The organism is Azospirillum oryzae, assembly GCF_008364795.1.
In the GTDB taxonomy this organism is placed as follows: Bacteria; Pseudomonadota; Alphaproteobacteria; order Azospirillales; family Azospirillaceae; genus Azospirillum; species Azospirillum oryzae.
This window is the reverse complement of the sequence record NZ_VTTM01000003.1, coordinates 214,393-237,522: the sequence shown is the minus strand read 5'-3', so window position 1 is coordinate 237,522 and position 23,130 is coordinate 214,393. Positions and strand designations below refer to the sequence as shown.

The window sequence follows — 23,130 nt, the reverse complement described above, 5'->3', positions numbered from 1 at the left end:
GGGGTCGCGATGAGCCTCACCCACCACCGGCAGCGCGGCAGCGGGGTGATGGCGCGGGCGATCGGCCATCTGTTGACCGGCGCGCTGGTGCTGGCGGTTGCCTGGCTGGCCGGTCTGTTCTGGTATGCGGCCGACGTGCCGCGCTCGCCCCCCACCGGCGCCGATGCCCAACGGCCGACCGACGCCATCGTCGTGCTGACCGGCGGCAGCAACCGGCTGGTCACCGGGCTGGAGTTGCTGGCCGCCGGGCGGGCGAAGAAGCTGTTCGTGTCCGGCGTCTATGACGGGGTGGAGGTGCAGGAACTGCTGAAGCTCTCCCGCCATTCCCCGACCGAGATGGAATGCTGCATCACATTGGGCTATTCCGCCGACAGCACCATCGGCAACGCCTATGAGACGGCGGACTGGATGCGCGACCAGGGGTTCCGGTCGCTTCGTTTGGTGACGGCCAACTATCACATGCGCCGCAGCATGCTGGAACTGGCGATGGCGATGCCCGACGTGGAACTGGTCCCCCATCCCGTCGTCGCTCCCACCGTCCATCTGGACGATTGGTGGATGTGGCCCGGCACCGCCAACCTGCTGGTCAACGAATACAACAAGCTGCTGGTGGTGGGCCTGCGCTGGATGGTCCGCAGCATGGTTCGGGACTGACCGGGGCGATCGGATCGGAGCACCCTGAAAGCGAATGAGAATGACTTGCAATTAAGGTCGAGCGAGGGTAGGGTCCGGTTCAGGGTTCACGCCCGGACATCGCCGACCGCAACGTCCGTCCAGCAAGAAAGACACGCCATGCACGACATCGCCGTCTCTGCTCCCGCTTCCTTCATCGCCGCGTCCCTGCCGGTGGTCGAGTCCGCCCGTCTGATGTCGGGCAGCCGCGAGATCGTGATCCAGCACGCCGGACAGAGCTACCGCCTGCGCGTGACCCGCGCCAACAAGCTGATCCTGACCAAATAAAAGACCTTCAACGAACCTTCCGGGAAAACGTCACCGAGAATGGGCGCCGACCGCATGGTCCGGCGCCCATTTTCTTGTGCCGCCGACGCTTTACGCCCGGCCCTGCACCTCATAGCCGGCATCCTCGATGGCTTGCCGGATGACGGATTCGTCGGCGTTGCCTTCGATGGCAACCTCGCCGGCCTTCAGATCAACCAGCGCACGATCCACGGCAGGAACGGCTTCCACGGCCTTGGTCACGGTCTGGGCGCAGTGGCCGCAGGTCATTCCGGAAACCTTCAATGTCAGCATGGGTCTTCTCCCTTCGACGGCGTGTGATACCCGATTGGGACAGGCTGCGCCTTCCAGCGATTGGAAGGTCAAGCGGCATTCCATTGGCCCGCTCAACTGCCGGCCGCTGGGATCGTTTCACGCCGCCATCGCTGTCTGGAAAGTGAGACGAAATCTCAAATAGGAGATTTTTTGCCTGCGATTAGTCTCCAATGTGAGACATAAAACTTGGCTTGCAGTTTTGTGTGCAGTGCAAAAAGTCAGCGGTGTCAAAGGTTTCGCCTGCGACGACTGTGCTCCCTGCTGGTGGCATGACCCTTGCTCATATCGATGCATGTACCCGTAGCCGGGTCCACCACGAGAGGCTGCGCCGGCTGTCTCAGCCGCAATGCCCGGAACCGACATCCAAGACGTCGGCCATCCGAAAAGAACCACCGAGGGAGCATCGTCCAAATGAGTTTCCTGATCTGCTTGGGAGCGCTCGCGTTCCTCATGCTGGTCGCCTACCGGGGCTTCAGCGTCATCCTCTTCGCGCCGGTGGCGGCGCTGGCGGCGGTGCTGCTGACCGATCCGTCCGCCGTGCCGCCGGTCTTCACCGGCCTGTTCATGGACAAGATGGTCGGCTTCGTGAAGCTGTACTTCCCGGTCTTCCTGCTGGGCGCGGTGTTCGGCAAGGTGATCGAACTGTCCGGCTTCTCCAAGTCGATCGTCTCCGCCGTCATCAAGCTGGTCGGGCGCGAGCGTGCGGTGACCTCCATCGTCCTGGTCTGCCTGCTGCTGACCTATGGCGGCGTGTCGCTGTTCGTCGTGGTTTTCGCCGTCTATCCCTTCGCGGCGGAGATGTTCCGGCAGGGCGACATTCCCAAGCGCCTGATCCCCGGCGTGATCGCGCTGGGCGCCTTCACCGTCACCATGGATGCGCTGCCGGGCACACCGCAGATCCAGAACATCATCCCCACCACCTTCTTCAAGACTGACGCCTATGCCGCTCCCTGGCTGGGCCTGATCGGCTCGGTCTTCATCCTGACGCTGGGGCTGATCTACCTGGAGTGGCGGGTGCGCTCTGCCATCGCGCGCGGTGAGGGCTATGGGGCCGGCCACACCAACGAGCCGGAGCCGGTGGCGTCCGAACTGCTGCCGAATCCGATCCTGGCGCTGTCACCGCTGGTCGCCGTCGGCATGCTGAACAAGCTGTTCACCATGGCGATTCCCGGCATTTACGGCGCCACCAGCGAGGTGGCGCTGACCCCCGGCGCCAAGCCGCTGGTGACGCAGGTCTCCGCCGTCGCCGGCATCTGGGCGGTGGAAGGGGCGCTGCTCTGCGGCATCCTGCTGGTGCTGGCCTTCGCCTGGAAGCCGGTGTCCCAGCGCTTCGCCGAGGGCACGAAGGCCGCCATCGGCGGGTCGCTGCTGGCCTCGATGAACACGGCGTCGGAATACGGCTTCGGCGCGGTGATCGCGGCGCTGCCGGGCTTCCTGGTGATCCGCGATGCGCTGTCAGCCATCCCCAACCCGCTGGTGAACGAGGCGGTGACCGTCACCGCCCTGGCGGGCATCACAGGGTCGGCGTCCGGCGGCATGAGCATCGCGCTGGCCGCCATGGCCGACCAGTTCATCACCGCCGCCAATGCCGCCGGCATCCCGATGGAGGTGCTGCACCGCGTTGCCTCGATGGCCAGCGGCGGTATGGACACCTTGCCGCACAACGGTGCCGTCATCACCTTGCTGGGCGTCACCGGGCTGACGCACCGGCAGTCCTATGGCGACATCTTCGCCGTCACCTGCATCAAGACGCTGGCGGTCTTCTTCGTGATCGCCGTCTACTACCTGACCGGGATCGTCTGATCATGAAGAACAAACTCGTTTCCCTGGAAGAGGCCGTCACGCGCATTCCCGACGGCGCTTCCCTGCTGATCGGCGGTTTCATGGCCGTCGGTGGCCCCAACCGGCTGGTGGACGAACTGATCCGCCAGGGCAAGCGCGACCTGACCATCATCGCCAACGACACCGCCCGGCCCAACAACGGGCTGGGCAAGCTGGTGGTGGAGAAGCTGGTGCGCCGCGTTGTCACCAGCCACATCGGCCTGAACCCCGAGACGCAGAAGCAGATGATCGCCGGCGACATCGAGGTGGAACTGGTGCCGCAGGGCACGCTGGCAGAGCGCATCCGTGCCGGCGGCGTCGGGCTGGGCGGCGTGCTGACCCCCACCGGCGTCGGCACCACGGTGGAGGAAGGCAAGCGCAAGGTCGAGATCGACGGCGTGACCTATCTGCTGGAAATGCCGATCAAGGCCGACTTCGCATTGGTCGCCGCCAAGCAGGCTGATCTGTACGGCAACCTGACCTACGCTCTGACCGCCCGCAACTTCAACCCGCTGATGGCGATGGCCGGCGCCACCGTCATCGCCGAGGCCGAGGACATCCTGCCCGTCGGCTGCATCCCGCCCGACGCCGTGATGACGCCGTCGGTGCTGGTCGACCACATCGTCACCTCCAAGCCGCGCTGATCGGGGAGTATCGAGCCATGGATGAAAAGACCCTGATCGCCAAGCGCGTCGCGCTGGAACTGAAGGACGGCGACCTCGTCAACCTGGGCATCGGCCTGCCGACCCTGGTCGCCCGCTATGTCCCCGCCGGACGCCACGTGTTCTTCCAATCGGAGAACGGAATCGTCGGCATGTCCGGCCCGATCACCGGCGCGGAGAACCACGACCTGACCGACGCCGGCGGCTCGCCCATCTCGGCCCTGCCGGGGGCGGCGTCCTTCGACAGCGCCCTCTCGTTCGGGCTGATCCGCGGCGGCCATCTGGACGTCACCGTGCTGGGCGGCCTGCAGGTGGACCGCGAGGGGCGGCTCGCCAACTGGATGGTGCCGGGCAAGATGGTGCCGGGCATGGGCGGGGCGATGGACCTGGTCACCGGCGCCCGCCGGGTGATCGTCGCCATGCAGCACAGCGCCAAGGGCGAGGCGAAGATCGTCGAGCGTTGCGCCCTGCCGCTGACCTCGGTCCGCCGGGTCGATCTGGTGGTGACCGACCTCGCCGTCATCGAGCCGACCGACGCCGGGCTCGTCTTGAAGGAAACCGCCCCCGGTGTCACGGTGGAGCAGGTGATCGCCAACACCGGGTGCGAGTTGATCGTCGCTCCGGACCTCCGTTCCATGCCGATCGAAGGATAAAGAAGAATGACCAATCTGAAGGGGAAGGCCGCGCTCGTTACTGGGTCCACCAGCGGGATCGGCCTTGGGATCGCACGGCAGCTTGCGGGCCAGGGCGCCGACCTGATGCTGAACGGCTTCGGCGATGCCGGCTACATCGCCGAGCTGTGCCGGTCGCTCTCGACGGAGTTCGGCGTGCGCGTCGCCCACAACGGCGCCGACATGTCCAAGCCGGAGGAGATCGAGGCGATGGTCGCCGCCGCCGAAGCGGCCTATGGCCGGCTGGACGTGCTGGTCAACAATGCCGGCATCCAGCATGTGGCGCCGGTCGATGCCTTCCCGGTGGAACGCTGGGACGCGGTGATCGCCATCAACCTGTCGGCCGTCTTCCACGGCACCCGTGCGGCATTGCCGGGCATGAAGGCGCGCGGCTGGGGCCGCGTCATCAACATCGCGTCGGTGCACGGGCTGGTGGCGTCGGTCAACAAGTCGGCCTATGTGGCCGCCAAGCATGGCGTGATCGGCCTGACCAAGGTGACGGCCCTGGAACTGGCGGAGACCAACATCACCTGCAACGCCATCTGCCCAGGCTGGGTGCTGACCCCGCTGGTGCAAAAGCAGATCGATGCGCTGGCCGCCTCGCGCAACCTGTCGGTGGAAGAGGCCGGGCGCGAACTGCTGAGCGAAAAGCAGCCGTCCAAGTCCTTCGTCACGCCGGAACAACTGGGCGAACTGGCGGTGTTCCTGTGCTCGGAGGCCGCCGGCAACATGCGGGGTGCGGCCCTGACGATGGATGGCGGCTGGACCGCCCAATAAGACGGGCGGCGTAACGCATTGGGGGCGGGTCGATAGGCCTGTCCCCAAGAGTCCCGGCTTTTTTCAGGTGTCAGCTGTCGCTGGTGACCGGGATGATGTCGAAGGGTGTCGCGATGAAGGGGCGGCCCTGGCCATGACCGGCACGCGCATGGCCGCGTTCGGTCGCCGCCTGCCGGAAATAGCCGACGACGAACACACGCAAGGCATTGGCAAGCGACACGCCGGCCTGGGAAGAGCGGCGGCTCTGCTGCTCCATGCGGTCACGGACGTCGTAGCAGAGTTCGTCCACCGTCAGATCCTCCCGACGGCAGATTTCTTCGAGCCCTTCCCAATAAGACGGCTCCAATCGGATCGTGACATCGCGCCCGGACAATTTGAGCGTGCGGGACGTCAGTGAAGCGACGCCCGTAAATTGATCGACGCGAGATTTGTTATTCCCTTCGCTCGACATGCTCTTAAGCCCTCGTGCTACCCGTGCGATTGCCCCCAACGCATGCACACTATAACGCGACCACAACCCATTTTGGGAACAAAACTTTAGGCAGGTAAGGATTCCCCCTAGGGAACCCGTTCGGGGTCACCGGCCATGTCCTTTAGCAATGCCAGATCATTGATGACGATAAAACCTTTGGCATATGTCACCACTCCTGCCTTTCGCAGGGCGCCGAGGCACTTGTTCACCATTTCACGGGTGACGCCCAGCATGTTGGCCAGGGCTTCCTGCGACAGCGGCAGGGTCAGCCGCAGGCCGGCAGAAGTCTGCTGCCCATAGCTGTCCGACAGCAGCAGCAGCCGGCGGGCAAGCCGGCGCGGCACGTCGTGGAAGACCGCGTCCTCGATGTTTTCCGATACCCAGCGCAGCCGGTCGCACAGCACGACCATCATGCGGGTGCACAGGCGCGGATGGCGTTCCAGGAAGGGGATGAAGTCGGCACGGTCGATGCGGTAAAGCTCGACCGGCCGCAGGGCGATCGCGGCGGCCGTGCGTTCCCGCCCGTCGATCAGGCCGATCTCGCCCAGGACATCACCGGCTTCCAGGATGTTCAGCAGCATCGTCTTGCCGTCCGCCGAGGAAGTGCGGATGGCGATCTGCCCCTTCAACACGGCGAACAGGCTGTCGCCGGGGTCCCCCTTGTCGAAGATGATCTGGTCGGCATCGAAGCGGGCGATGCGGCCCAGCGTCAGCATTTCCGCCATCTGCCCGGCATCAAGTTCCCCGAGCAGCCGGTTGCGCCTCAGTACCGCCGCAATATCCATCGGCGCGTTCATCCATCCGTCCAGGCACAGTTTCGCGCCGGGCTGGCGGTCATCGCCACCCCGGCGCGATCAGTCTAGCGGATACGCCCTTACATCGCGAGCGGAGCCGCGTCGCGCAGGGCACGTTCCCAAAGGACGGTGCGCTCGAAGTGAAAACGGGCCTCCGGCGCCGCATCGTCACCCGTCGGACGGCCCAGCCGCCGGGCCATGGTGCGCAGCATCGCCTTGGCATCCTCGCGCTTCTGATCGAACCGACCCTGCGGCAACCAACTGCGGAACGCCGCCAATTCCAACGCCGGCAGGCCGATATCGCCGCCCAGCCGCAGCATCCGGCCGAAGCCGCGCTCGCGGTAGGGCAGTTCCTTGGCGATGGATTCCAGGCGCAGGGCCGTCTCGGCGGTCAGCACCCGGTCGGCCACCGCGTCGGACAGGGTGCGGCGGATGTTGACCATCGCCTCCGACAGGGAGGTGTAGCCCAGCTCGGCCGGGCCGTGGATCACCGCCACCTCGTCGTCATCCTCCAGCCGGCCGTCGCGGAACGCCTCGAAGATGGCGCCGACGCCGATCATGCCGAAGGGATACAGCTCCGCCGCGCGCAGCGCCCCCATGCTGGAGGCGCCGAACACCGGGATGCCGGCATGGATGGCATAGAGGATTTCCTTGTGCCAGACCGACGGCACGCTTTCGAAGAAACCGTCGATGATGCCGATGGCCGCAGGCTTTTCCGCGCACAGCCGCAGAACGTCGCCCTGGGCGACCGGCGGCAGATAGGTGGCGTCCAGCTCCCGCGCCGCGTCCTCACGCGGAAGGGTGGGGCCGAGAAAGACATAGACGCCGCTCATGCCGCCTTCTCCATGGCTTGGGCGCCGAGCACGCGCAGGCCGCGTTCGCCCAGCAGGTAATCGGGGGATTCGTCGGCACCCTCCAACCCCGGCACAACGACGCGCACGACGGGGATGCCGAATTCCGGCTTGGTCAGGTCGACCGCCACCGCCTCCTCGATGCCGACGGCGCGCAGCCGGTCGAGCTGGTGGGCGAGGTCGGCCTCGATGGTGGGGGCGGTGCTGGTCGGACAATGGTGGAAGGAGCGCCGGCCGGCGCCCTCCACGATCATGGCCTTCCAGCGGGCGTGATGGGCAGGGTCGAGGTGGCGCTCATACTCGGCGCGGGGCATGTCGTCGCGGGCGCCGGCGATGAAGGTCAGGCGGCTCTGCGCCGCCTCTGTCAGGGCGCGGGACAGGGCGATCTCGCGCGCCGCATGGCAACCCATGCCGGTGGCCGGGCGGATGGAGTGCTGGGGCATCTCCTCGCGCTCGACGATGCGGCAGAGGAAAGCGGGCAAGCCGACGTCGCTGGTGGTCTCCCACACGCCGACGGCGACGCCGGATGCTTCGAACCGGTCGATCAGCGAGCGGCAGACCGGATCGTCGATGCTGTCAAGGTCGATGCGGGTCGTCGCTTGGCCAATTGGATCCTGCAGGCGCCACAGGGTGGTCGCGTCGCGCTCCACCAGTTCGGTGACGGCGTGGCTGATCGCCTCCACCTTGTGGTTGCCCGACGCCAGCCCGTTGGAGCCGGCCAGGAAGGCGCCGTGGCCGGGGGCCATCGGCACGGTGAAATTCAGGTGGACCATCTCGAACGGAACCCATTTCGGGCCGCCGTTCAGCAAATCCTGCCCCTCGATCCACAGGATGGGGCTGTTGGGGTTGAAGCTGCCGGTCGACAGCCGGGGCAGGCGGTCGACGTCCACCACCGGGTGGGTCCAGCGCAGCTCCTCGAAGCTGGCGAACTTCAGCGGCAGGGTGATGCGTTCGGCGTGATAGCTCTCGATCGACTCCATGACCCCCGACGCCTTGGCGGCGGCGAGCGTCACTCCCTTGCCCTGCGACACCGAGATGGAGCGCGAGTTCGGCCGCGTCACCATCACCACCGGAATGCCGACGGCATCCAGTCCGGTGACGTTGGCGACCCGGGTGATCCCCATGATCGGCAGGAACGGGGCGACCCGTGCCAGGGTCTGTTCGGGCGCCATGACCCGGTGGGTGCCGACCGTGTGGGCCTTCACCGCATCCGAAACGGAGGCTTTGACATCGAGCAGATCGAAGGGCATCGCGGCTTGTCCGAGGCGGAGGAGAATCGAGAGGGCGCGTCCCGTTCCCGGGTCCGTGGCCGGTCAGCACCTGAAGCGGCGCTGGTGGCCACGGTCCGAAGAACCGGAACCGGGAACCCGATCAGGCGCCCGGGGTGATCAGGATGCGGGCAGCTTCATGGTCGGAGGACTGGAAGCCGGCGCGGTCACCGGAACGGATGTGGGTGCGGGCGGTGGCGATGGCGCTGTCGGCGACTTCCGACACGCCATGGGCGGTCACGGCATACAGACGGCCGTCGGCGCCGCGGATCATCGAAGCCTGGGAGATCGAAACGTTCATGAAGCTTCTCCTTCAAGTGTGTGGTGAATGGGCGAACTCTTCACATTCGAAGGGATGTTCGGCTGTGAAAAACTTCACAGTGCCGGTTTCGCATCCGGGGCTAGACAGATGAGCAGACAGAGTTGTGCCGCGCGCAAAGCTGTCCCATAGCGCACGGGAGGAGTGGGCCCATGTTCATTCAAAAGAAGGCCGTTGATCACATGCCTGGCATCATTGATCTCAGCGCCTTGATGACTTGGCCTACGATGGTGTCGCGTACCATTCCGTTGCCTGATCGGCGCGCCCGCCTTCGTTTGGAGGCTGTGGTTTGGAGCGGGTTGGACGATATTGCCCGTAAAGAGCGCAGACCTGTTCAGGAGCTTTGTCGAGACGTGGATGCACTGCGGCCGTCAGGCACGCCACTTACAAGTGCTATCCGCAACTACGTTCTTGATTATTACCGACAAGCCGAAAGCCGCTGATTGGTAGGTCGTAGCAGTGTTTTTTCCATTATGACCTTGAATTCATTAAATGGCGATTTCTCTCTTGCGTCTGGTGCATCTCGCCGCAACACGGGACATTAATAAATTGCGTGCGTCCTGTTCTGCCTGTGACAGCATTTGAGCTGCGTAGCCAGCTCCACCACTTTGGACAAATGCAGCCTCAGCTTCAAGAGCGCGTGCTTTTATAAGATAGCCATCTCTACCGGTTCTTTTCGCGGAATCCTGTACGAGAAGCGCTTGATGCAGGGCTGCCGACACGTCACCAGTTAACAAGCACGTCTCGCCAAACCAGATATGAACTTGGTGAATGTAAGCATTTCCGCCTTCGCTGCGAGCAGAAAGCAAGGAATCCTTAAGTAAATTCAGGCCATCATCTATTCGTCCGCAATGCACTTGTGCATAACCTGAGGCGCCAAGAAGAAAGGCTCTGTGGAGCTTTGAGTTGGTCGTGCCGCAGAGTTCCAGCGCCATCTCCAAGTGAGGTAGCGCATTGACATGATTGTCGAGCAGGAGATGCACCAAGCCTAAGTGTTCGAGCGCGAATAGTCTCGAAAAATTATGTGCACTAACTTCGGCAGCTTCCACCGCACTTAAAGCAATGGAGTTGGCCTCGGCCTCGCAGCCCATTTCAGCAAAACTGCGAGCTAGGTTTGCCAGTACTCCGACCTCACCGATGGTGGCAAGCCCGAATCGGTCCCTAGGTTGAGCACCTGTGAGCATCTTGCGCGCCACGCCGAGAATGCGGCAACTATCACTGAAACGACCTTTCTCGGCTAGAACACCGCCATACCGAACCAGAAGCTGAACGCGGGTGTTCAGATCAAATTTGCCGTTGTCGGCTCCCAGACCTTGCTCGCTGTACTGAATTGCTTGGTCGATGTTTCCATGCGCCCATTCCGTTGCTGCCATCATCGAAGAGGCCCGTGCGTAGCGGCGCACATCGGGTATTGCTAGTGAAAGTTGCCGAGCCTGTTCCAGTGGATGTGCAGTGTCTGTGAGTCCGCGCGGAAGATTGGCGCGCGCAAGCGCAATGGAGCCGTCAATCCGCCGCAGTCGATTGCGCGTCGTGTCCGGGCAGCGGTCAAGCGCGGCCAAGGCGTTTCGGTAATGCCGGCTCGCGTCCTCCAACCGGGAGCGCAGTTCCGCTCGCACACCGGCACGCCGGCCGAACAGGTGCGCGGCTGGCCAGTTCTCCGCCTTGAAGGCGTGGTGGGCCAGCAGGTCCAGGCGGTTGGGCAGGTCGGCGTCGCGGCGGTGGCGCAATGCCTCCAACACGCGGGCATGAAGCGCCCGGCGGTCGGACTTCGTCAGGGTGGCGTAGGCGACCTCCTGGATCAGCGCGTGCTTGAAGGAATATTCCAGGTTGGGCAGCAGGCGGGTGCGCAGCACGAAGCCGGCGCGTTCCAGATAGGCCAGAGTATCGGACAGGATCGGCATCGACAGAGGGGTCAGCGCATGCAGCAGCCCGACGTCGAAGGTGTTGCCGATCACGGCGGCGTTCATCAGCAGCCGGCGTCGCTCCAGCGTCATCAGGTCCATGCGCTCGCCCAGCAGCGCGTGCAGCGTGCGCGGCAGCTTGTCGACCACCAGCGGGTCGATCAGCCGGTAGGAACCCGGCGAACCTTCAATGGCGTTGGATGCCTCCAGCGTGCGCAGAACCTCTTCCAGATAAAGCGGAACGCCCTGGCAGCGGGTGGCGACCTGGACCTTCAACTCCACCAGCGACCAGTCCGGCCCCAGCCAATGGGCCAGGAAACTCTGCACCTGATCTGGCGACAGCATGCCCAATTCCATGCGCCGTCCGCCCGGCCGGCCGTTCCAGCCCTGCTCCCGAGATTCCGGTCCAAGCGGCGGCGGTCGCCGGGTGGCGAGCAGCAGCAGGCGCGACCCGGACCCCGGCAGCGCCTCCGCCAACCGATCCAGCAGCCGCACCATCACCGGCCGCGCCCAATGCGCATCCTCCACCAGGACCAGCAGCGGCCGGCCCACGATCCCCTCGCCATCGGTCTCGGCGCCATCATGCATTGGGACCGGAGCCGCCAGTTCAAGCGTCGCCCCCACCAGACCTTCGATGCCCAGCGACAGACGCTGCGCTGCGTCAAGTCCGCTCCACAGCGGGTCCAGCCCCGGCAGGCCGAACAGCGTCCGCACGGCGTCGCCCGCCAGCGAACCGGACCGGCGGCCCGCGGCCTCGCAAACCCAGCCGACACCCTCCTCGCTGGCGCGGCCGGCCACCTGCTCCGCCAGGCTCAGCGCCACCGCTTCGAGGTCGTCGGGATCGGCCAGCCGGCGGATCGGCATCTGCGGCCATTGCAGAAGGGTCCAGCGCCGGCTGCGCGGATCGCGCAGAAACTCTCCCACCAGCCGCGATTTGCCGATTCCGGCATCCCCCTGCAGCAGGAGCTGAGCCGACGCCCCGGCCTCCACCGAATCGGTGATGGCGAACAGTGTTGCCACCTCCTGCTCGCGGCCGACATAGGGGGCATCGGTTGCGGACAGCAGGTCGGTGGCGGTGCGGCGAACGGCGCGGGCTCCGTCGAGCAGGAAGGCCGGCATCGGCTCCACCTCGTCGGACAAACGCAGGCTTCCCATCGGGCGCGCCGTCACGCCGACCGGGATCAGGTCTAGCGTGTCGCGGCTGAGCTGAGCGGTGTCGGGGGCGGCGCGCTGCTGCAGCTTGGCGGCCATGTGCACGCATTCACCGACGGCACGATAGTCGGTCCACAGGCCGTTGGTCACCACATGGGTCACGGCGTCGCCGGAACTGATGCCGATGCGGATCTGGAAAAGCGGCTTTCCATGTTCATCACGGGTGGCGCTGAGGATGTCCTGGGCAGCCAGGCAGGCGCGCAGGGCGTGGTCCTCCTTGGCGCCGGGGGCGCCGAAGGTCGCCAGGAAACCATCGCCCAGCATCTGCGTCACCGTGCCTTCGAAACGCGGCACCGCCTCCGTCACGCGATCCAGAATGGAGAGGAGCAGGTCGTCCGCATCCTCCGGATCCCTACCGGCCACGATGGCGGAGGAGCGGACGATGTCGACGAACATCGCCGTTACCACCTTGCGCTCGCGCGGCTTGTCGCCCGGCAGGCGTGATGCCTCCTGCCAAGGACGGCCTTCGTCCGTCGCTGTGCCCAACATGGTGTCCGCCATGTCCGCCCCCTTTGCGGAATTCGCGTTGGCATATTAGAGCATGCAATTCGAATTTTGCGAACATCCGAGCGATGTATCGCCCTAAGATTTTCGCGCAGGCGGAAGCCAACATATCGGTGTATGTAATTCGGGGCAAAAAGAAAGCGCCGCGACTTGCGCGGCGCCTTGATTGTTACTTGTGATGAATATCCGCTGTGCCGGACTCGGCCGCGGTTGACGCTGGCCAGGGGCAACCTGGCTCAGCGGCGGACGGCGATATTCTCCACCTGGGACACGTCGCGCACGGCGCCTCGGTCGGCACTGGTCGTCAAGGCGGCATAGGCGCGGAGCGCCGGGGAAACCACGCGGTCGCGGCTGGCCGGCTTCCAGGCGTCGACACCCTTGGCGTTCATCGCATCGCGGCGGCGCTGCATCTCCTGGTCATCGACGGCGAGGCGGATGATGCGGTTGGGGATGTCGATCTCGATGCGGTCGCCGTCCTGCACCAGTCCGATGGCGCCGCCCTGCGCCGCTTCCGGCGAGACATGGCCGATCGAAAGCCCCGACGTGCCGCCGGAGAAACGGCCGTCGGTGACCAGTGCGCAGGCCTTGCCTAGCCCCTTCGACTTCAGGTAGCTGGTCGGGTACAGCATTTCCTGCATGCCGGGGCCGCCGCGCGGACCCTCGTAGCGGATGACCACCACCTCGCCCGCCTTGACCACGTCGCCCAGAATGCCGGCGACGGCGTCGTCCTGGCTCTCGAACACGCGGGCCGGCCCGGCGAAGACGAGGTTGGAGGCATCGACGCCCGCCGTCTTCACGATGCAACCGTTCTCAGCGATGTTGCCATACAGCACGGCGAGGCCGCCATCCTGGCTGAAGGCGTTCTCGGCCTTGCGGATCACGCCCTTCTCTCGGTCGAGGTCCAGCTCCGGCCAGCGGCGCTCCTGGCTGAAGGGCACGACGGTCGGGATGCCGCCGGGGGCGGCCCGGTACAGGGTGTGGACGGACTGGTCCTGTGTGCGCATCACGTCCCAACGGTCCAGCGCGTCACCCAGCGTCGGAGCATGGACGGTGGGGGCTTCGCGGTTCAACAGGCCGGCGCGGTCCAGTTCGCCCAGGATGCCGAAGATGCCGCCGGCACGGTGCACGTCCTCGATATGGACGTCGGCCACCGCCGGGGCGACCTTGCAGACGTTGGGGACGTGGCGCGACAGCCGGTCGATGTCGGCCATCGTGAAGTCGATGCCGCCTTCCTGCGCCGCGGCCAGGATGTGCAGGACGGTGTTGGTCGAGCCGCCCATGGCGATGTCGAGCGTCATCGCATTCTCGAACGCCGCCTTGCTGGCGATCCCGCGCGGCAGGGCGGTGGCGTCCTCCTCCTGATACCAGCGGCGGCAGAGATCGACGGCGAGGCGGCCGGCGGCGAGGAACAGTTCCTTGCGGTCGGCGTGGGTCGCCAGGATGGTGCCGTTGCCGGGCAGCGACAGGCCCAGCGCCTCGGTCAGGCAGTTCATCGAGTTGGCGGTGAACATGCCGGAGCAGGAACCGCAGGTCGGGCAGGATCCGCGCTCCATCTCCGCCGCCTCTTCATCGGAGACGGTCGGGTCGGCGGCGGCGACCATGGCGTCGATCAGGTCGACCGACTTGACCTTGCCGCGCCACTTGACCTTGCCGGCCTCCATCGGGCCGCCGGAGACGAAGACCGCCGGGATGTTCAGGCGCATCGCGGCCATCAGCATGCCGGGCGTGATCTTGTCGCAGTTGGAGATGCAGACCAGCGCGTCGGCGCAGTGCGCGTTCGCCATGTACTCCACCGCGTCGGCGATCAGCTCGCGCGAGGGCAGGCTGTACAGCATGCCGCCATGGCCCATGGCGATGCCGTCATCCACCGCGATGGTGTTGAACTCCTTCGCCACGCCGCCGGCCTTCTCGATCTCGCGGGCGACCAGCTGGCCCAGATCCTTCAGGTGGACGTGTCCGGGTACGAACTGGGTGAAGGAATTGGCGATGGCGATGATCGGCTTGCCGAAATCGCCGTCCTTCATGCCGGTCGCCCGCCACAGGCCGCGCGCGCCCGCCATGTTGCGGCCGTGGGTGGAGGTGCGGGAACGGTAGTGCGGCATGGATCGGTCCTCAGCTGGTCGATTCGGGCGAGTTGGCGAAAGGAATGGAACGAAACGGGTGGGCACCTTAGCAATCTCCTGTCGCGCGCGCCAGAGGCGCGATCCTGTCTCACATGCCTGAGGCGCGACGCCGGCGAGGCCCTGCCATGCACGCCGCGAGGATTGCCGATGATAAGCAGGCTTATTAATTCATCGAAACCGATAAGCAAGCTTATGATATGCCGATGTCCTCCGCCGCCGATTCCCGCTCTGCAAGCCCCCATTCGATGAGCTTGGGTGCAGTCCTGACCGATACGGCGCGCATGATGCGTGTCCGTTTCGACCAGCGCGCCCGCCATCTCGGCCTGACCCGCGCGCAATGGTCGGTGATCGCCACGCTGGCGCGGAACGAGGGGATCAAGCAGGCGGCTCTGGCCGATCTGCTGGAAATCGAACCGATTACGCTCTGCCGGCAGATCGACCGCATGGAGGAGGGCGGCTGGATCGAGCGTCGTGCCGACCCCACCGACCGGCGTGCCCGCCTGCCGCACCTGACGCCGAAAGCGCATGCGGTGCTGGAGCAGGGCCGGGCGCTCGCCACCGGGATCTATGCGGAGGCGCTGGCCGGTCTGCCGTCCGATGCCGAGGCCAAGCTGGTCGAGATGCTGGCCCACATGCGCGCCAACCTGTCCGACCGCCGGGCTGAACCGGCCGAGAAGACGGCTGCCGAGAAAATCGCCGCCAAGGCCTGACGCTTTCCGTTTTTTCCTTCGGGACCCGACCGCTATGACCGCCGTGACCGACCGCGATACCGAAACCCGTCCTGCCGCCAAGCCCGTTCGCCGGACGCGCTGGCGCCGCTGGCTGCTGATGGCCGCCTTGCCGTTGCTGGTGGCGGTCGGCGGCGGCTATGAGTATGTCGTCGGCGGACGCTACGTCTCGACCGACAACGCCTATGTCCAGCAGGACAAGGTGACGATCAGCCCGGATGTTTCCGGCCGCATCGTCGAGGTGGCGGTGCACGAGAACCAGCCGGTCCATCGCGGCGACCTGCTGTTCCGCATCGATGACGAGCCATACCGGCTGGCGCTTCAGCAGGCGGACGCCGCGCTGGCGTCGGCCCGGCTGAAGGTGGAGCAGTTGCGCGCAGACCTGGGCGAGGCGCAGGCCAAGCAAGCCGCGGCGGAGGAGAAGGTCGCCTTCGAGCAGCGCGAGTTCCAGCGCCAGCAGGACCTGCTGAAGACCGGCGTCGCCGCACGCGCGACCTATGATTCCGTGCGCCACGACCTGATGGCGGCGCAGCAGGACCTGAACACGGAGAAGCAGGCGGTGGTCAGCGCCCGTGCCGCGCTGGGCGGCGATCCCGACATCCCCACCGACCGCCATCCGATGGTGCTGGAGGCGCTGGCGAAGAAGGCCACGGCGCAGCGCGACCTCGACCATGCCGTGGTGACGGCGCCGGCCGACGGCGTGGTCAGCCAGACCGACCGGCTGCTGGTCGGGCAATATGCCTCGGTCGGGCTGTCGGCGGTCAGTCTGGTGATGAGCGGGTCGAGCTGGGTCGAGGCGAACTTCAAGGAAACCGATCTGACCCATATGGCGGTCGGCCAGACCGCGACCGTGGTGCTCGACGCCTATTCCGGACGCACCCTGACTGCCCATGTCGAGAGCATCGGTGCCGGTACCGGATCGGAGTTCTCGGTCCTGCCCGCCCAGAACGCCACCGGCAATTGGGTGAAGGTGGTGCAGAGGGTACCGGTCCGCCTGCGCATCGACGGGACGGACGGCGATCAGTCGGGGGCCGCAGCCGTGCCGCTCCGCACCGGCCTGAGCGCCGAGGTGGAGGTCGACACCCATTACAGCCGGCCGCTGCCCGGCGTGATCGGCAGCGCGGTCGCGGCGATCCGGTAAGGCCTTCGGCCCCCACCAACCGACAATCATCCGCAGGCATTCCATGGCCGCCAGCCAATCCCCTGCCGCCCCGCATGAGGTGAAGCATCGCGGCATGATCACCGTGTCGATCATGCTCGCCACCATCATGCAGGTGCTGGACACCACCATCGCCAACGTCGCCTTGCCCAGCATGCAGGGCAGTCTGGGGGCGGCGCAGGACACCATCACCTGGGTGCTGACCTCCTATATCGTGGCGGCGGCCATCGCGACGCCGGCCACCGGCTGGATGGCCGACCGGTTCGGGCGCAAGCGGCTGTTCCTGATCGCGGTGGCGGGTTTCACCGCCGCGTCGGTGCTGTGCGGGCTGGCGGGCAGCCTGACGCAGATGGTGGCCTTCCGGCTGGTGCAGGGTATCTTCGGCGCGGCGCTGGTGCCGCTGTCGCAGTCGGTGCTGCTGGACATCAACCCCAAGGAGCGGCACGGGCAGGCGATGGCGCTGTGGGGCGCCGGCATCATGGTCGGTCCCATCGCCGGGCCGACGTTGGGCGGCTGGCTGACCGACAGCTTCAGCTGGCGCTGGGTCTTCTACATCAACCTGCCGGTCGGGCTGCTCGCCTTCTTCGGCATGCTGGTCTTCCTGCACGAGACCAAGGGCCGGCAGCGCGGCTTCGACTTCTTCGGCTTCGCCATGCTGGGACTGGCGGTCGGCGCCTTCCAGATGCTGCTGGACCGCGGCGAGCAGCTGGACTGGTTCGGCGCGACCGAAATCTGGATCGAGACGGCGCTGGCTGCCTGCGCCTTCTGGATCTTCGCCGTCCACATCGCCACCGCCCACGGCAACACGAAGACCGAGCCCTTCATCGACCCGGCGCTGCTGCGCGACCGCAACTTCGTCACCGGCCTGATCCTGATCTTCGTGATCGGCGTGATCCTGCTGGCGACCATGGCGCTGCTGCCGCCGATGCTGCAGAACCTGCTGGGCTACCCGACGGTCACCACCGGGCTGGTGCTGGCGCCGCGCGGCGTCGGCACGATGATCTCGATGCTGGCGGTCGGACGGCTTGTGCGCAGGGTGGACGCGCGGTTGCTGATCCTGGCCGGCGTGCTGCTGACCAGCTGGTCGCTGTGGTACATGACCGGCTTCACCATCGTGATGGACCGTGAGCCGATCATCGTCAGCGGCGTGGTGCAGGGGCTGGGTTTGGGGCTGGTCTTCGTGCCGCTCAGCACCATTGCCTTCGCCACGCTGGAGCCGCGGCTGCGCACCGACGCCGCCAGCCTGTTCAGCCTGGTCCGCAACCTGGGCAGCAGCGTCGGAATCTCGGTGGTGATGACCCTGTTGTCGCAGAACACCCAGGTCAATCATGCCAGCCTGGCCGCGCATCTGACGCCGTTCTCCCAGGCGATGACGGAGCAGGTCACCGCCTCGCCCCAGGCGCTGGCGATGCTGAACGCCCAGGTCACGCAGCAGGCGGCGATGATCGCCTACATCGACGATTTCAAGCTGATGATGTACGTCGCGCTGCTGGTGATCCCGATGCTGCTGCTGCTCCGGCGGCCGAAGGCCGGGGCTCCGGCGCCGGAGGACACGGCGGTGATGGAGTAGGCCGTACGCTCAGGCGGCCATGCTCGACATCGAGCGGCAGCTTTCGGCGCAGCGGCGGCACATCTCGGCGCACCGCTTCATCATGGAGTCGTCGGTCATGCGGTCGCAGTCGTCGGCACAGGCGGCGCAGATCTCGGCGCAGGCACCGCAGGTGAGGTGGTGGAAGCGGGAGCCGCGGGTCATGAAATCCGCGCTGGTGCGGCAGATGTCGACGCAGTCCAGCAGCAGACGGATATGCCCGGCCTCCGCATGCGCACCGCCCTTGGTCAGGCAATGTGCGACGGTTTCCAGGCAGATCGTGTGGCAGTCGGTGCAGTTGCGGATGCAGTCGTCCATCGACGGCGTGCCGGCCATGACAGGTCCTCCGGAGAAGATTGCAGGATCGACCTGACAACCGGCTCCGGGGCCGCAGGGTTCCGCCGGTGGAGGGAAGAGCGGACTGGGGTCAGTCGGCAGAGGCGCTCTTGCCGCCGTCCTTTTTCGGGCTGCGCGGAGACTTGGCGGGGGTCGCCTTGGCGGTGGTCTTTCCGGCTGCCGGCTTGGGGGCATCCTCGGCCTTCGGCTTGGCCATGGCAGGCTTAGTCTTCGCGGGCTTGGCGGGGGTGGATTTGGCGCCATCCGCCGGGGCGCTCGCGACTTCGGACAGGGATTCGGCGGCGGCGCGGGTGCTCTTGCCGGCGGCCTTGGAGGTGGCCTTGGAGATGGGAGGCTTCTTGCGCGATCCGGCGGCCTTTTCCGTCGGCTCCAGCGCGCCGGCGCCGCGAATTTCCGCTTCCGCCTGGGTCCAATGGTCGGAATCGCGGCCGTGCGGGCGGCCCTCGCTCTCCCACAACTCGTGGGCGCGGCGTCGGATACGCTCCAGGATGTCGTCGGTATCGGCCATCGAGTCCCCCATGTGTCTGTCCGGCAATTGTCTGCGCGGCGCGGCTGCCATACCGTATTTTGTGGCAGTGCCCCGCCAACGTTGCAAAGCCACTCGTGAGAGGCACCACGAAAGAGACGGAGACTCCCGACTCCGCCGTTTCATGAGGGCAACACCGCAGGATCGCACTGGTTCCCAATCGTTCATTTCCGTGCCACAAGGCGCCCGCCGACCTGAACCGTGAGCGCAGCCCATCATGACGCCTGCACCTTCCATCGCCCGTCCCTCCCTGCTCGACCGTGTCGTGGCGGCGCCCTGGTGGCTGCTGTGTCTGGGGCTGGCCGCGGCGATGGCGCTGTCGGTCCTGTTGGTTGGGTTCCGGCTGCCTTACTGGGTGCATTCGGACCAGGATCTGGTGCTGGCCTATCATGGGCTGCTGTTCGGCGACGGGCTGCCGCAGGAGTATTTCGACCACCCCGGCTACGGCTATTTCCTGGTGATCGACGTCTGGTACCGGCTTCTGCATGCGGTCGGGCTGCTGCCGGTCGCCACCCTCTCGGCCTTGCCGCCGGGCAGCGACGTGGCGGCGACGCAGGCGGTCTGGCAGTCGCTGGTCCAGGCCGGGCGGGCGCTGTCGATCCTGCTGACCGCCGCCTTCGCCGTCAGCTATGCCACGCTGCTGCGCGGGCTGCTGGGCGACCGGCGGGTGGCGCTGCTGGCCGGGGTGCTGCTGGCCTTCGGCGTCGGGCTGACGGCGCAGGGGCGGCAGATGCGCACCGACCTGCTGTCGGCCGGCTTCGTCGTGCTGGGGCTGCTGCTGGTCCTGCGGGCGGTGCGGCCGGCGGAGGGCAGACCGTGCGGCGGCGCGTCGCTGCTGCAACTGGCGTTGGGCGGGCTGCTGGTCGGGCTGGCCATGGTGACCAAGGTGCAGGCGGTGTTCCTGGCGATGGGGCTGCCGGTGGCGGCGATCCTGTTCGGGCGACGGGCGGAGCCGGAAACCGCTCCGGGACCGGCCTGGGGCACGGCGGCCGTGGTCGGGCTGCTGGCGGCAGCGGCGGCGGTGCCGGCCTTCGGGCTGATCCAGGCGGGGTTGGCCGGCTGGGGACGCGCGGTCTATCCCTACACTCCCGTTGGCGGCGGGCTGTCGGGCGGCGGGTACCAGAGCATCGTCGCCGGCTGGGTGCTGGTCGGCATCCTGGTCCATGCGGTGGTGCATCGGGTGCCCCCGGTCCGCGCGGTGGCCGGGGCGGCGGCGGTGCTGCTGGGGCTGGCGGTCGGGCTGCTGGCGCTCGACATCCGCTGGAACGAGCAGAACGCCATCGCCGTTGCGAACTTCGTCGAGCACATGTTCGTCTTCTCCTCCTGGCGGCACGGGGCGGAGCTTCAGGGACAGGGCAACGTGGTGGGGCAGGGGACGCTGGCGCTTCTGCTGGCCGGCATCGGCCGCACGCTGGCGATCCGCACCATCGTCCTGCACCCCGACAACATCCCGCAGACCATCATCGTGGAGTGGTTCGCCATCGCCGGGGCCGTGGTGCTGTGGCGGCGGGGGGAAAAGCTGGCCGCGGTGCAGGCGCTGTTCCTGCTGCTGGTCGCCTGGGGGCTGGAGGCGCTGTTCTCGCTGCGCGGATTCCAGCGCGCCTATGCCGCCTACACCGACCCGCTGGCGATCCTGTCCGCCGCCTGGGTGCTGGCGCGAATGCCGGGGCTGCTGGAGCGGACCAAGCCGCGGCGCTGGATCCTGGGCGGAGTGGCGCTGGTGGTGATCGTAGCCCATGCCTGGCCGATCATCGAGACCCGGAAGCTGCCGAACCCGGCAACCCATTGCGAGTGGATCCCGATCTACATGCCCAAGGTGGCGCCGTTTCCCTTCTGTCATTAGGCCCCTTCTGCCGTTAGGGGACTCCCAAGTTCCGCGCGCGGTCCAGCGCCTCGACCACGCCGGCGCTGTCGATGTCGGCGAAGTCGGGGCGGTGGTGGATCAGCACCCGCGGGCCGGTGCTGTGGATCGGGTCGGAGGCGTCGGAGAACACCACCACGGTGGGGCAGCCGACCGCGGCGATCAGGTGGGTCGGGCCAGTGTCGTTGCCGACCGCCCCCCAGGCCCGGCGCGCCAGCCCGCCCAGTTCCGGCACGCTGGTGCGGTCGGTGAGATCGACAGCCTGCGGGCAATACTCGGCGATGCCGCGGGCGAGGTCGCTCTCGATTCCCGTGCCGATCACCACCGGAATGATGCCGCGTCCGGCCAGCGCCGCCGCCACCTCGGCATAGCGGCGGACCGGCCAGCGCTTGTCCGGCCGTCCGGGGGAGGAGCCGGGGACCAGCAGGGCGAAGCGTTCCGGCAGGTTGAACTTGGCGATGTCGGCGTCGAGCCAGGACAGGTCGGGCGTCTCGTCCGGCACGATGCCGAAGGGGGCGAGCTGGCGGACATAGCGGTCGCGCACCGGCACCTTGCGCCGCCCCTCGTAGCGGTCGGGATGGGAGGCGCCATGGGCGGTGCCCGACCATTCCGGCCAGGGGCCGGGGAACAGCAGCCGGTGGTACAGGTCGGTGCGCGTCTGCGCCTGGAGGTCATAGACGCGGTCGAAGCGGTGGGCGCGCAAGGTCCGGCGGATCGCCAGATAGGCCGACAGCGAACGCTCGCGCGGGTCCTCCAGCACCTCGTCGAACAGGCCGCTCATGCGGGCGAGCGGGGCGAGGGACGGCAGGGTCAGCAGCGTCACCCGGTCGCCGGCATGGTGGCGGCGGATGGCGGCGAAGGTCGTCTGGGCCAGGAAGAAGTCGCCGAAGGCGCCCAGCTTGATGACCAGGATGCGGAGCGGGCGCTTGCTCATCGTGTCTTGTCCCCGATACGGGCCCCGATACGGGTTGCCAGCCGCAACATCAGCGCGGCGGAAAGGAATCCTGCCATCCACCAGGGCTGCCAGATGCCGTAGGCGGTGCTGCCCATCGCCATCGCCGTGGCGAACAGGGCGAGCGCGAAGGGCTGGTCACGCCGCTCCAGCCGGGCGGTGGCGGCCAGCAGCAGCAGCATCACGGCCAAGGCCAGTGCCGCCCCGACCGCGCCGGTCTCCAGCCAGACCTGAAGGAAGGCGTTGTGGGGATGCAGCGGCAGCAGGCTGTCGCCGATCGGCGAGAAGTCCGACACCGCCCCTTCCGGCGGCAGGGAGCGCGAGGCGTCGATCCCCTGGCCGAACACCGGCGTGCGCAGCGCGCGGTCCGCCGCATGGCCCCAGATCTCCACCCGGTGCTGGGCGGAACGGAACAGCAGCGGCGAATGGTCGAGGTCGAGCGGACCGGAGAACAGCAGGGCGGCCGGCAACACCAATAGGAACGCGGCGGTCACCGCAGAGGCGAACAGCCGGCGGGTCCAGCGCGCTGACGCGCGGGCGGCGGCCAAGGTGACCAGCCCGGCGGCGATGCCCAGCATGGCCGAGCGGCTGGTCAGCGGCAGGCAGGCCAGCGCATAGCCCACCGGCACCAGCAGGGCCGGCATCCGGCGTCCGAAGCGGTCCACCGCCAGGGCGGCCGGCCAGACCAGCAGGCAGAGCAGCGCCGCCGTCCGTTTCGGCACATTGCCGTTCAGCAGGTTGGGCAGCTGGTCGTCGGGCACGCTGTTCCACCAGCGGTTCAGCGGGAAGTCCAGCGCCGCCTCCACCGCGAACAGCAGTCCGCCGGCCAGCCCGCCGGCCAGGAACAGCCCGCCCAGCCGCCGCGCGTCGGCCGCCGGCAGCCCGGCGATCCAGGCGCCGCCGGCCAGCGCGCCGAGCGCGATGTAGCCGATCTCCAGCACCGTCTCCAGCGCGCGGTCCGACGGGCTCCACAGGCTGGAGATCAGGGCCAGCAGCAGGAAGGCCGCCACCGCGGCCACCGCCGGGGTCAGCCGCAGCATGCGCCCGAAGGCCCCACGGCGGGCCAAACCGGTCAGCGACAGCAGAAGCATGAGGATGGCCCAGACCGGCAGCCCGCGCGGGGCGAGCGCCGCCAGCGGCCCCAGCACCAGGGCGGCGGCCCCGGCCAGACCCCGCAACGCGGCATCGACCCCGCTGCCGGTTGGGGGCGGGGCGGGAGACGGGGGGACGGGGCGCGACGCGGTGGCGTCCAGGGACTCGACGGGCATGAACTCGACGCGGATCAGCGGAAACCGGCGGGGACTTAACCGCA

General features: G+C 67.2%; 23 protein-coding genes. 11 read left to right on the top strand and 12 right to left on the bottom strand.

The features are described from left to right. The first annotated feature begins 9 nt into the window (after positions 1-9). A complete protein-coding gene (locus FZ938_RS12610; RefSeq protein WP_149198836.1) occupies positions 10-654 on the top strand; it encodes a YdcF family protein in 645 nt (214 codons plus the stop codon). Between the two features lie 138 nt (positions 655-792). Continuing rightward, positions 793-960 carry a hemin uptake protein HemP gene (gene hemP / locus FZ938_RS12605; protein WP_014189385.1) on the top strand — a complete coding sequence of 56 codons (168 nt, stop codon included), beginning with the start codon at positions 793-795 and terminating at the stop codon, positions 958-960. Between the two features lie 90 nt (positions 961-1,050). Here the strand turns inward: hemP and FZ938_RS12600 are convergent, their stop codons facing one another. Then, complete coding sequence (locus FZ938_RS12600; RefSeq protein ID WP_149198835.1) at positions 1,051-1,251, bottom strand: heavy-metal-associated domain-containing protein; 201 nt, start codon at positions 1,249-1,251, stop codon at positions 1,051-1,053. A 432-nt stretch (positions 1,252-1,683) separates the two neighbouring features. Between FZ938_RS12600 and FZ938_RS12595 the strand changes: the two genes are divergently transcribed. Genes FZ938_RS12595 through FZ938_RS12580 form a run of 4 tightly spaced genes read left to right on the top strand, consistent with a single transcriptional unit; the run spans position 1,684 to position 5,203 of the window. After that, positions 1,684-3,075: a GntP family permease gene (locus FZ938_RS12595; protein ID WP_149198834.1), complete on the top strand. Its 1,392-nt coding sequence runs from the start codon at positions 1,684-1,686 to the stop codon at positions 3,073-3,075. Positions 3,076-3,077: 2 nt separating this feature from the next. Continuing rightward, positions 3,078-3,737 (top strand): CoA transferase subunit A, encoded by a 660-nt coding sequence (locus FZ938_RS12590; protein WP_149198833.1) that lies wholly within the window; start codon positions 3,078-3,080, stop codon positions 3,735-3,737. A 17-nt stretch (positions 3,738-3,754) separates the two neighbouring features. Beyond that, the gene (locus FZ938_RS12585; protein ID WP_149198832.1) at positions 3,755-4,408 is read left to right on the top strand and encodes a 3-oxoacid CoA-transferase subunit B; all 654 of its coding nucleotides are present in this window, start codon (positions 3,755-3,757) and stop codon (positions 4,406-4,408) included. Positions 4,409-4,414: 6 nt separating this feature from the next. After that, entirely contained in the window at positions 4,415-5,203 is a 789-nt protein-coding gene (locus FZ938_RS12580; protein WP_149198831.1) for a 3-hydroxybutyrate dehydrogenase, read from the top strand. Positions 5,204-5,273: 70 nt separating this feature from the next. Here FZ938_RS12580 and FZ938_RS12575 read toward each other — a convergent pair whose 3' ends face one another. The 5 genes from FZ938_RS12575 to FZ938_RS12555 form a co-directional block, all read right to left on the bottom strand. Further along, positions 5,274-5,654: a ribbon-helix-helix domain-containing protein gene (locus FZ938_RS12575; protein WP_149198830.1), complete on the bottom strand. Its 381-nt coding sequence runs from the start codon at positions 5,652-5,654 to the stop codon at positions 5,274-5,276. Positions 5,655-5,761: 107 nt separating this feature from the next. Then, positions 5,762-6,472 (bottom strand): Crp/Fnr family transcriptional regulator, encoded by a 711-nt coding sequence (locus FZ938_RS12570; protein WP_149198829.1) that lies wholly within the window; start codon positions 6,470-6,472, stop codon positions 5,762-5,764. A 77-nt stretch (positions 6,473-6,549) separates the two neighbouring features. Continuing rightward, complete coding sequence (locus tag FZ938_RS12565; RefSeq protein WP_149198828.1) at positions 6,550-7,302, bottom strand: TfuA-like protein; 753 nt, start codon at positions 7,300-7,302, stop codon at positions 6,550-6,552. Next, positions 7,299-8,570 (bottom strand): YcaO-like family protein, encoded by a 1,272-nt coding sequence (locus FZ938_RS12560; protein ID WP_149198827.1) that lies wholly within the window; start codon positions 8,568-8,570, stop codon positions 7,299-7,301. The genes FZ938_RS12565 and FZ938_RS12560 overlap by 4 nt, the downstream gene beginning before the upstream one ends. A gap of 121 nt (positions 8,571-8,691) precedes the next feature. Continuing rightward, positions 8,692-8,889 carry a hypothetical protein gene (locus FZ938_RS12555; RefSeq protein ID WP_149198826.1) on the bottom strand — a complete coding sequence of 66 codons (198 nt, stop codon included), beginning with the start codon at positions 8,887-8,889 and terminating at the stop codon, positions 8,692-8,694. A gap of 170 nt (positions 8,890-9,059) precedes the next feature. Here FZ938_RS12555 and FZ938_RS12550 point away from each other — a divergent pair, with 170 nt between their 5' ends. After that, entirely contained in the window at positions 9,060-9,350 is a 291-nt protein-coding gene (locus FZ938_RS12550; RefSeq protein WP_149198825.1) for a ribbon-helix-helix domain-containing protein, read from the top strand. 45 nt (positions 9,351-9,395) lie between these two features. Here FZ938_RS12550 and FZ938_RS12545 read toward each other — a convergent pair whose 3' ends face one another. Together FZ938_RS12545 and ilvD are read right to left on the bottom strand one after the other, a co-directional pair. Further along, positions 9,396-12,521 carry an ATP-binding protein gene (locus FZ938_RS12545; protein ID WP_149198824.1) on the bottom strand — a complete coding sequence of 1,042 codons (3,126 nt, stop codon included), beginning with the start codon at positions 12,519-12,521 and terminating at the stop codon, positions 9,396-9,398. A 239-nt stretch (positions 12,522-12,760) separates the two neighbouring features. Further along, positions 12,761-14,626: a dihydroxy-acid dehydratase gene (ilvD, locus tag FZ938_RS12540; protein WP_149198823.1), complete on the bottom strand. Its 1,866-nt coding sequence runs from the start codon at positions 14,624-14,626 to the stop codon at positions 12,761-12,763. A 266-nt stretch (positions 14,627-14,892) separates the two neighbouring features. Between ilvD and FZ938_RS12535 the strand changes: the two genes are divergently transcribed. From FZ938_RS12535 to FZ938_RS12525, 3 genes are read left to right on the top strand one after another with little or no spacing between them, the layout of a single operon-like run. Next, complete coding sequence (locus FZ938_RS12535; protein ID WP_246457269.1) at positions 14,893-15,357, top strand: MarR family winged helix-turn-helix transcriptional regulator; 465 nt, start codon at positions 14,893-14,895, stop codon at positions 15,355-15,357. A gap of 34 nt (positions 15,358-15,391) precedes the next feature. Next, positions 15,392-16,516 carry an HlyD family secretion protein gene (locus FZ938_RS12530; protein ID WP_149198821.1) on the top strand — a complete coding sequence of 375 codons (1,125 nt, stop codon included), beginning with the start codon at positions 15,392-15,394 and terminating at the stop codon, positions 16,514-16,516. A gap of 43 nt (positions 16,517-16,559) precedes the next feature. Further along, positions 16,560-18,104, top strand: a complete 1,545-nt coding sequence (locus FZ938_RS12525) for a DHA2 family efflux MFS transporter permease subunit (RefSeq protein WP_149198820.1) — start codon at positions 16,560-16,562, stop codon at positions 18,102-18,104. Positions 18,105-18,113: 9 nt separating this feature from the next. On the opposite strand, the gene FZ938_RS12520 is transcribed toward FZ938_RS12525, so the two are convergent. Next, complete coding sequence (locus FZ938_RS12520; protein WP_149198819.1) at positions 18,114-18,458, bottom strand: four-helix bundle copper-binding protein; 345 nt, start codon at positions 18,456-18,458, stop codon at positions 18,114-18,116. Positions 18,459-18,549: 91 nt separating this feature from the next. Further along, positions 18,550-18,987, bottom strand: coding sequence for a DUF2934 domain-containing protein (locus FZ938_RS12515; RefSeq protein WP_149199024.1), 438 nt, complete (start codon positions 18,985-18,987; stop codon positions 18,550-18,552). A 235-nt stretch (positions 18,988-19,222) separates the two neighbouring features. On the opposite strand from FZ938_RS12515, the gene FZ938_RS12510 reads away from it, so the two are divergent. Continuing rightward, on the top strand, positions 19,223-20,848 hold the full coding sequence (locus tag FZ938_RS12510; RefSeq protein ID WP_149198818.1) for a phospholipid carrier-dependent glycosyltransferase: 1,626 nt from the start codon (positions 19,223-19,225) through the stop codon (positions 20,846-20,848). Positions 20,849-20,861: 13 nt separating this feature from the next. On the opposite strand, the gene FZ938_RS12505 is transcribed toward FZ938_RS12510, so the two are convergent. Beyond that, entirely contained in the window at positions 20,862-21,800 is a 939-nt protein-coding gene (locus FZ938_RS12505) for a glycosyltransferase family 9 protein (RefSeq protein ID WP_149198817.1), read from the bottom strand. Continuing rightward, complete coding sequence (locus tag FZ938_RS12500) at positions 21,797-23,086, bottom strand: O-antigen ligase family protein (RefSeq protein ID WP_246457265.1); 1,290 nt, start codon at positions 23,084-23,086, stop codon at positions 21,797-21,799. Before FZ938_RS12500 ends, FZ938_RS12505 begins: the two co-directional genes overlap by 4 nt. Positions 23,087-23,130 lie beyond the last annotated feature (44 nt).